This is a genomic window from Streptomyces sp. MBT65 (genome assembly GCF_016612545.1).
Classification (GTDB): Bacteria; Actinomycetota; Actinomycetes; order Streptomycetales; family Streptomycetaceae; genus Streptomyces.
Map to the genome: position 1 here is coordinate 20,016 of NZ_JAENRY010000262.1, position 8,369 is coordinate 28,384.

7 protein-coding genes are annotated in these 8,369 nt (G+C 71.3%); 5 read left to right on the forward strand and 2 right to left on the reverse strand.

Annotated features, from left to right (window positions below):
* Positions 1–11 precede the first annotated feature (11 nt).
* Positions 12–1,097 (reverse strand): dipeptidase, encoded by a 1,086-nt coding sequence (locus JHN63_RS39345; protein ID WP_200689902.1) that lies wholly within the window; start codon positions 1,095–1,097, stop codon positions 12–14.
* A complete protein-coding gene (locus JHN63_RS39350) occupies positions 1,094–2,407 on the reverse strand; it encodes an amidohydrolase family protein (protein ID WP_200689903.1) in 1,314 nt (437 codons plus the stop codon). Before JHN63_RS39350 ends, JHN63_RS39345 begins: the two co-directional genes overlap by 4 nt.
* A gap of 130 nt (positions 2,408–2,537) precedes the next feature.
* Here JHN63_RS39350 and JHN63_RS39355 point away from each other — a divergent pair, with 130 nt between their 5' ends.
* The 5 genes from JHN63_RS39355 to JHN63_RS39375 form a co-directional block, all read left to right on the forward strand.
* Positions 2,538–3,299, forward strand: coding sequence for an IclR family transcriptional regulator (locus JHN63_RS39355; RefSeq protein WP_200689904.1), 762 nt, complete (start codon positions 2,538–2,540; stop codon positions 3,297–3,299).
* Positions 3,296–4,252 (forward strand): ornithine cyclodeaminase family protein, encoded by a 957-nt coding sequence (locus JHN63_RS39360; protein ID WP_200689905.1) that lies wholly within the window; start codon positions 3,296–3,298, stop codon positions 4,250–4,252. The genes JHN63_RS39355 and JHN63_RS39360 overlap by 4 nt, the downstream gene beginning before the upstream one ends.
* A gap of 416 nt (positions 4,253–4,668) precedes the next feature.
* Entirely contained in the window at positions 4,669–5,160 is a 492-nt protein-coding gene (locus JHN63_RS39365; RefSeq protein WP_200689906.1) for a YbaB/EbfC family nucleoid-associated protein, read from the forward strand.
* Positions 5,157–5,492 (forward strand): hypothetical protein, encoded by a 336-nt coding sequence (locus tag JHN63_RS39370; protein ID WP_200689907.1) that lies wholly within the window; start codon positions 5,157–5,159, stop codon positions 5,490–5,492. The genes JHN63_RS39365 and JHN63_RS39370 overlap by 4 nt, the downstream gene beginning before the upstream one ends.
* 1 nt (position 5,493) lies before the next feature.
* Positions 5,494–8,369, forward strand: a 2,876-nt coding sequence (locus JHN63_RS39375; protein ID WP_200689908.1) for a hypothetical protein, incomplete at its 3' end; no start/stop codon positions are given.

Consider the following 8,369-nt stretch of genomic DNA (forward strand, 5'->3'; position numbering starts at 1 on the left):
GACGCGGATCCTCAGGACGTCCAGACGCGGTCGGCGTAGTCGAGGAAGTTGCGGCCGAGGATCTTCTCGATACGCCCGGAGTGGTAGCCGCGCTTCTCCAGGAGGCGGATCAGGTCGCGGAACTGGTCCACTCCGCGCAGGTCCACGACGAAGGGGTAGGTGTCGGCCCGTTCGCCCGCCGCGCCGACGCCGGCCGCCCGGCGGGCGGCGACGTGTTCGGCGAGACTCACGCGGTAGGCGTCGAGGTCGTCCACGGCGGTGACGCTGCCGTCGGTGCCGATGCCGACATGGTCCTCGCCGCAGACGTCGACCGCGTGCACGATGTGGTCGACGACGTCGGCGGCGGTGGCATGGCCGGTCGGGCTGAGGAAGGGCATGAAGTAGATGCCGACGAACCCGCCCCGGTCGGCGACCAGGCGGAGTTCCTCGTCCGTCTTGTTGCGCGGGAGGTCGGCCAGCGCACGGCAGCCGGTGTGGTTGATCGACACGGGCTGCCGGGAGTGCCGGGCCGCGTCCAGGCAGGTGTTCTCCCCGCTGTGCGAGAGGTCGACCATCAGGTGGTGGTCGTTGAGGGCCTCGACGACCTGGCGGCCGAACGGGGTCAGGCCCCGGTTGGCGGTGGCCATGGAGCCGTCGCCGAGGTGGTTGGCCTGGTTGTAGGTGAGCTGGACGACCCGTACACCGGCCTCCGCGAACCCGGCGACGCGGCTGTCGACGAGCGCGGGGTCCTCGCCGACGGCGACGGCGTTCTGGAAGCCGTAGACGACACCGATCCGCCGCTCGCGGTGGGCGCGCCGGATGTCGTCGGCCGTACGGACCTTGAGCAGGTCGGCCGGGTGTGCGTCGAGGATCCCGTCCCAGACCGCTATCTCCTCCAGCGTGTGCTCGTACGGCGGCAGGTCGCCCATGGTGTAGCCGAGGGTGATGTTGACGGCGGTCAGACCGGAGGCGCGGGCCTCGGCGATCGCCCGTGCGTCGACGGCGAGTTGGGCGCTGTCGGGGTTGAGCTGGGTGGCGGCGGCTCGGGCGGCGGGGGTGTTGGGGTTGTCGAGCTGCCCCAGCGCGTTGACGATCATCGGGTGGGCGACGGCGGTCACTTGGCGTCCTTCTCGAAGTCGGCGCGGTCGAAGCGGCGGCCGCGTTTCACGGTGAGGGTGATGGTGCGCAGGTGGGCGATGTCCCGGAGCGGGTCCTCGTCCAGCACGGCGAAGTTCGCGAGCTTGCCGGCCTCGACGCTGCCCATGTCCGCCTCGGTGCCGGCGGCCCTGGCGCCGACCAGGGTCGCCGAGCGCAGGACGTCGGCGGCGGACAGGCCGCAACGGTCGACGAGGAAGGCGAGTTCGCCGTAGAGGGCGGGGAACGCGTCGGCGGGGTCGGTCTCGAAGTCCGTGCCGGTGCAGACGCCGACTCCGGCGCGGTGTGCCTGGGCGGTGACCGCGGCGGCCAACTCGGTGTTGCGGCGGGCCCGTTCGGCGGACTCGGCGGTGTCTCCCCGGAGTTCGTCGCTGGTCCACATGGACGCGGTCGCGTCGAGGACGGTGCCGCGGCGGCGCATCTCGGCGAAGAGCGCGGCCAGTTGAGGGTCGTCGCCCGTGGCGAAACGGTCGTAGTCGACCGGGGGTTTGGTCTTGTAGCTGCTCAGCGGCTCGGTGGGGTTCTCGAAGGCCAGCAGGGTGACGTGGGAGACGCTGTCCACGCCCGCGGCGACGACCTCGCCGGGTGAGGTCGGGAAGACGGTGGCGTGTGCCCATACGGTGATGCCCTGGCGGTGCGCCTCGGCGGTGATCGCGGCGACGGTCGGGGCGTCCAGGTCGGCGTAGACCTTGATCGCGGCGGCGTGGGTGCCACGGGCCAGGGCGACTGCGATGGTGAGGTCGGTGTCGGAGGTGACGGCCTGCATCCAGGGGACGGCGCCGGGCGTCGCGCCCCGGGAGACCTCGTGGGTGCGCGGGTCGTCGAAGAAGGAGGGGCCGGCCATGAGTGCCGCGTAGCGGATGTCGGGGCCGGGGATCTCGCCGACCAGGGTGGCCCGGGCGAGGTCGCCGATCTGCCGCAGGTCGTCGGCCATGTCACGGACGGCGGTGACCCCGCTGTGCACCAGGCGCCGGAGCACCGCCTCGGCCACGGGCCGGTCGGGCGGGGTGGCCAGGTGCTGGTGGGTGTCGATTAGCCCAGGGATCACGAACCTGCCGTCGAGCTGGACGCGGGGCGCGTCGGCCGCGAACGGGGGCAACGGGTCGCCGTCGCCGACGACGGTGTGGATCCGGGCGCCGTCCGTGACGATCGTGGTGTCCGCACGGGGGCGGTCGCCGGTGCCGTCGAAGAGGGTGGCGCCGCGGTAGACCGTCACGGTTCCGGCGGGCGGTGCGGCCCAGGGGGTCGGGGCACCCGGGGGCAGATCGGTCATGGTCACCTTCAGGACGAGAGGTCGTAAGCCGTCATGTTGTTACGCTGTATGTAACAACCGTATCGTGTGATGAAAACGCGGATACTGTACTCCGTGGCCGCACCGCGGACGAGAGGGATGAACCGCCGCCATGCCCGTCGCACCCCGTACTCCGGCACCGCCCAGGTCGGCCGTGGACAAGGCGCTCGACCTGGTCGAGGCCGTCTCGCGCGCACCGCACCCGGTGCGGCTGACCGAGCTGGCCGCCGAGGTGGGCCTGCACCGCGCCACCGCCTACCGGATCCTGCTGGACCTGGTCCGGCGGGGCTGGGTGCTGCGGGCCGGCGACCGCTATCTGCCCGGCGCCGCCGTGCTCCGGATGTCCGCCTCGGCCGCGGGCAACTCGCTGACCGCGCTGGCCCGTCCGGTGCTGGAACGGCTGTCCGCCGCGACCTCGATGATGGTCAACCTCCAAGTGCTGGAGGAGGGCGGGACAAGGGTGATCGACGTGGTCAGGCCCGAACGGCTCGCCATGATCAGCCACTTGCGGGGCGAACTGCTGCCGGTGGGGCGGTTCGCCGGACCGCTGGCCCTGGTCGCCGCGCTCGAACCGGACGCCAGGACAAGGTGGTTGGTCGGGCTTGGCGAGAACGCCGTAGAGGTGGCACGGGAGTTGGCCGAGGTGGAGCGGACCGGTGTCGCCGTGGAGCGCGGTCGTAACGACAAGCTGGTGGCCTCCGTCAGCCGGGCGGTGGTGCCCGACCCCGGCGCTCCGGTGTGCGCACTGACGGTCGTAGGACCGGACGCCGAGTTCGACGGGCCGGAACTGGCCCTGGTGGAGCGGGAGTTGCGCGCGGCGGTGGACGAGTTGGGGACGGCCCTGACCGCCGGCCCGGCGGAGGCCGGCCGGTGAGCGGTCTGCTGGTGCTGGACCGTCGGCAGACGGCCGCCGCGCTGCGGCCCGAGGCCGTCCTCGACGCGGTGGGCCGGGCCCTGGTCTCCATCGCCCGCGACGAGGTCTCCGTCCCGCCGCGGATCGCCGCCCTGACCCCGACCGGTCTGCTGGGCGCGATGCCGGGGTACGTCCCCGGGCTCGGGCTGGCCGCGAAGCTGGTGACCGTGACCGCCGATCCGCGGCACCCCGGACGCGGTTTCCACCGGGGGCTGGTGGCCCTGTTCGACGAACACGACGGGCGGGCGCTCGCGCTCGTGGACGGCGAATCGCTGACCGAGGTCCGCACGGCGGCGGTCGCCACCCGGAGCGCGCTGGCCCTGGCCGTCCGCCCCGGTCTCGGCCGGGTGGCGGTGGTGGGGACGGGTGCCCAGGGCCGCGCCCAACTCGCGCTGCTCGCGATGGTGTTGCCGGAGGCCGAGGTGACGGTGGCCGGCCGCGATCCGGTACGGGCCGGCGCGGCGGCCGCGCGGTATCCCGGGGCGCGGGTCGCCGCCGGTGTCGAGGAGGCGGTGCGCGAGGCCGAGGTGGTGTTCTGCTGCACCGGCGCCACCGCGCCCGTCGTCCGACGCGAGTGGCTCGCTCCCGGCGTCCACGTCTCGTCGGTCGGCGGCTCCCAGGGGCCCGAACTGGACCCCGGCACCGTCCGGGACGCGGTCCTGTTCGCCGAGTGGACCGGCGCGGCGTCCTCGCCACCACCGGCGGGCGCCCATGAGTTCCAGGACCTCGCCCCCGGTCGGCCGGTGACCCTCCTCGGGTCCGTCCTCGACGGTGGCCATCCGGGCCGGGGCGGTGACACGGACGCCCTCACCGTCTTCAAGTCCACCGGCCACGCCGCCCTCGACGTCGCGGCGGTCCGGGTGGCCTATGACGTGGCGCTCGAACGGGGCAGGGGAGTACGCGTGGATCTGTGAGGGACGGGGACCCCGCCCAAGGAACAGCGGGGCTCTCGTCCCCGCACGGTCGGGCCGTCTCCGGGTCTCTCGCGCCCCGGTCGCGTCGCTCCTTCAAGTCGCCCTCGTGCAGGGGAAGTTAATCCTGATGCGGATCTCCATCCATTGTCGGTCATGTGCCGTTGGGGCGGACGTCAACCAGCCCGGCCATGATCGGAGGTCTGCGGGCCCGAGCCGCGCGCGCCCTGTCTCAGGGCGAGTGAAGCGGGCCCCGGGGTGCGTACGGACGGGACCTCCGGTGCGCGCCGACGTGACCGCCACCGGTATGTGTCCGTGCTGTCGACGCGGGCCCCCGCCGGTACGGGCGGCCCGGCGTTCGCGTCGGTCCCCGCCGTGGTCACCTCCGGTGAGTGGAGTACGAGGAAGATGGAGACCGCATGACCCAGGAGCCCGAGTCCGGCCCGGACGGTTACGCGGAGCAGTTGGAGCGACGTCTCGCACAGGCCAGAGCCGAACTGGCGGCGACGGAGCGGGAGGTGGCACGCGCGGAAGCCGAGATGGGTGACTTATCCTCGCCCACGGTCTCCAAGGACGGCTCCGTCGAGGTCACCGTCGGACCCCGGGGCGAACTGAGCGACCTGCGGTTCCTGGGCGGCAAGTTCCGTGAGATGTCGAGCGCGGAACTGGGCGCGGCGATCATCGAGGCGGTCGAAGCGGGCCGCGCGCAGGCACGGCGCGAGGCGGCCCACCGCTTCCGGCCGCTGGACGCCCCCGGCCCGCAGGTGCCCGAACTCGCCGCACTCGACATCGACTGGGCCCGTTTCGTGGGCCCGTCCGCGCCTGCCCGGAGCAACTCCAGCAGGTCCGCCGCACGCACCCGGCTGCACGACGAGATCGCCGACGACGAAGAGGACGGAGGCACCCGATGACCGGCCCGTCCTACACATCGAGCCCCGAGGCCATCATGGGTGGCACCCGGGTCATCAAGGACCTCGGCAGCTACGCCGACGACGTCGGCGCGTCGGCCCATGCCGCCCTGGCCGACGTCAGCTGGACCGGCGACGACAGTTACGGGAAGCAGCTCCGGAAGGAGTTCGTCCAGACCCGCGACTCCGTCCTCGCCACCATCGACGCCATCGCCGCCGGCATCTCGGCCGTGGGCGACGGCACGCTCGACAACCTCCGCTCGATCCGCAGCAACCAGGGCGGGATCATCGACGCCATCCACGAACAACAGGGGCGGACCGGGAGCCGACCGTAACGTGGCCATCGTCGTCTCGCCCAAGCTCAACTGGCTGTTCTTCATCCTCATCGGGGAAAAGTTCCTGGAGGCCAACGAGGACCACGCCTACGACACCAGCCGGTCGTTCGACCAGCTCCACCAGCACGTCGGCGCGCTCAAGGCACGGGCGAAACAAGCGGTATTGACTGTGGGGGAGGGCCTCCCCAAGGGAACCGCCGACCAGTTCATCGGGGCGATCAACGAAGTCCTGCCCTATCTCGACAAGTTCGAGGCCGATCTGGACAACGTGACCAAGAACCAGGTCAACATCGCCATGCAGATCCGCGAGGCGAAGTGGAACATCGTCGCGGAACTGATTCGCCTGTTCATCGAGCTCGCGATCCTCGCGGTGATGTCCTTCTTCACCGGCGGCGCCAGCGCCAGTGAGGCGGCGGTGGCACGTGCCCGCAGTCGCGTGTTCATCCTGGAGGTCCTGCTCGAACTCTCGCGCCGCACGCATCTGTTGCCCAGCTTCCTGGAGGCCGTCGAGGAGGCCTTCATGACGCTCGCGGTCCGGTTGGCCATGATGGTGGGCGCCCCCAAGGGGCAGCGGCCGAAGTCGATCGACTGGGGCGACATCGGTCTCAGCGCCGCGTTCGGCGCCGTGGCGGGGTTCCTCGCGCCGATCCTCACCAAGACGATGAAGAACCTCACGAACAACGTCAAGAACATCGGTGACCTGGGGAAGAAGTTCGACGACATCAACGTGGGCGGGGCGAAGCCTCCGAAGCTGAACGACACCGACCTGAACCTGACCAACAAGCCGAAGCCCGGTCCTACGCCGGGACCCGGGACCCATGTCCCCAAGACGACCCCCACGGTCACCCCGCATGTGACGCCGACGCCGACACCCCACGGCAACGAGAGCTTCTCCGCCAAGGTGCTCGACCAGAGCGGTGAGTTCGTCGCGGACGGCGCTTCGGAGACGCTGGCCGAGTCCCTCGTGATGGGCGCGTTCTTCGGTGACTTCACGCCGAGTTGGCAGACGTTCGTCGGGGCGGGCCTGAGCGAGCGGTTCGAGGCGGGGGCCGAACACGCGGTCACCAACAGCGCAGACTGGCTGAAGAACTTGGGGAACCCGCCGACGATCTCCACGGCGGTCTCCGACACCGGCAACGGAGACACCGGCACCGGTGGTCAGAACCCCGGCTCGGGTAAGAGTGGCGGCACCAAGTCCGGTACGGAAAGCGGTCCGAACACGCCCGTGGACGTGGATCCGAATAGGGGCCAGGGCGCGGACACCGGCATCCACACCGACACCGACACGGACACCGACATCCATACCGACACGGACGCCGACACATCGATCAAGGCTTCAACGCCGGTTGTTCCGCCAGTGGTTGGGACTTCCGTGCAACCCACCCCGCCGGCCGTCCCGACCGTCAGCGGCGGCAGTGTCACTTCAGTGCCGCCCGTCGTGACGCACGGCAGCAGCGGAAACGACATCGGCACCGAACCCCCGCCGCAGACGCACGACTTGAACGCCCCCGAGGCGGAGCCGGTCGGAACAACTCGGGTCGACCCGCCCCCGACCCTGCACCAGGACCCCGTTGTCGACCCGCCCGCCACGGAGTTGCCGCCGCCCGTGGTGACATCGGCTCCCGTGACGCCCGGCGTCGGGACCACCGTTCCTCCTGCGGCCACCCACAACGGCGGTCCTGTCCACGGGAGTTCGAGCAACGACACGGGCACCGGCAAGGGAAAGGCCGTGGCTCCACCGACAACGGACACCACAGAGCCAGACGCCGTTGCCCACCCCGCCCCGCTCGTCGGCGCCGCCCACGACGCCCATTCCGACGCCGTACGGTCGTTGCAGCACGCGGTCGACACCGCCGAACGGCTCCGCGTGCGGGTCGAGGCCGGTGAGGGAGCGAGCCGGGACGTCACCGCGCTGCACGACGCGGACGACCGGGTGCGGCAGGCACAGGCGGACCTCTCGCGGACGGAGACGCGGCTGCGCGAACTGGGCGAGGTGCCGCGTTCCCACGCCGACGCCGCCTTCGATCTCGGTTCCGACCCGTCGGTGCAGTCTTCCGCCGTCGTCCCCGTGGTGAACCGCTCCGACGCTCAACGGCACTGGATCGCCTCGCAGTTGACCGAGGACGACCTGCCCCACGACTTCTCCGCCGGCGGCCTCCCGACCAACGATGTCGACGTGGACGTAGCCGCCCTGTCCTCCACCGGAGCAGCCCTCACCGTCGAGCAGCAGACCCAGGCGGTCATGGGGAGCGGCGAACTGTCCCTGCTGGAGACCGGACTCACGCCCTTGCAGCAGGCCAAGGCGCTGATGCTGCAACCCGGTCCGTGGTCCGGACACCTCGACACCGCCGCCGCCACGGCCAGCAGGCGCCTGTGGGACGACGCGTTCACGGACTTCGAGCTGAGCACGCCCGGGTCGACTCCGGACACCGCACGCCAGTCGTGGGACACCGCCACCGCGCTCGTGCTGCCCCTGGAACTGCACCCCGTGCTCGCGGACTCGCGCCACGCGATTGAGTCGTATCGCGGTGCCGTGCGCCAGGTCGCCGACGTTCTGGCCGCGGGCGGGACACGTGCGGAGGCGACCTCGCTCGCGGACCGTCTCCGCAGAGGCCTCGGGCTGCCGCAGCGGCTGCGCGGCGGTGCCCCCAAACCCGAGGAGTCCTCCGACGTTCCGCAGCCCGTGGTCACCGTGGGCACTGGGACACCCCTCGTCGCGACGACGTCCACCACGACCGACTCGACCACCGACGTGACGACCGATTCGACGATAACGATCATGGACGTGCCGGTCGACGAGCTGGTCAAGTCCACTGACGACAAGTCGACTTCGGTGCCTCCGCGTGACTCGGACGAACCCCCGGAGAAGCCCCGTCG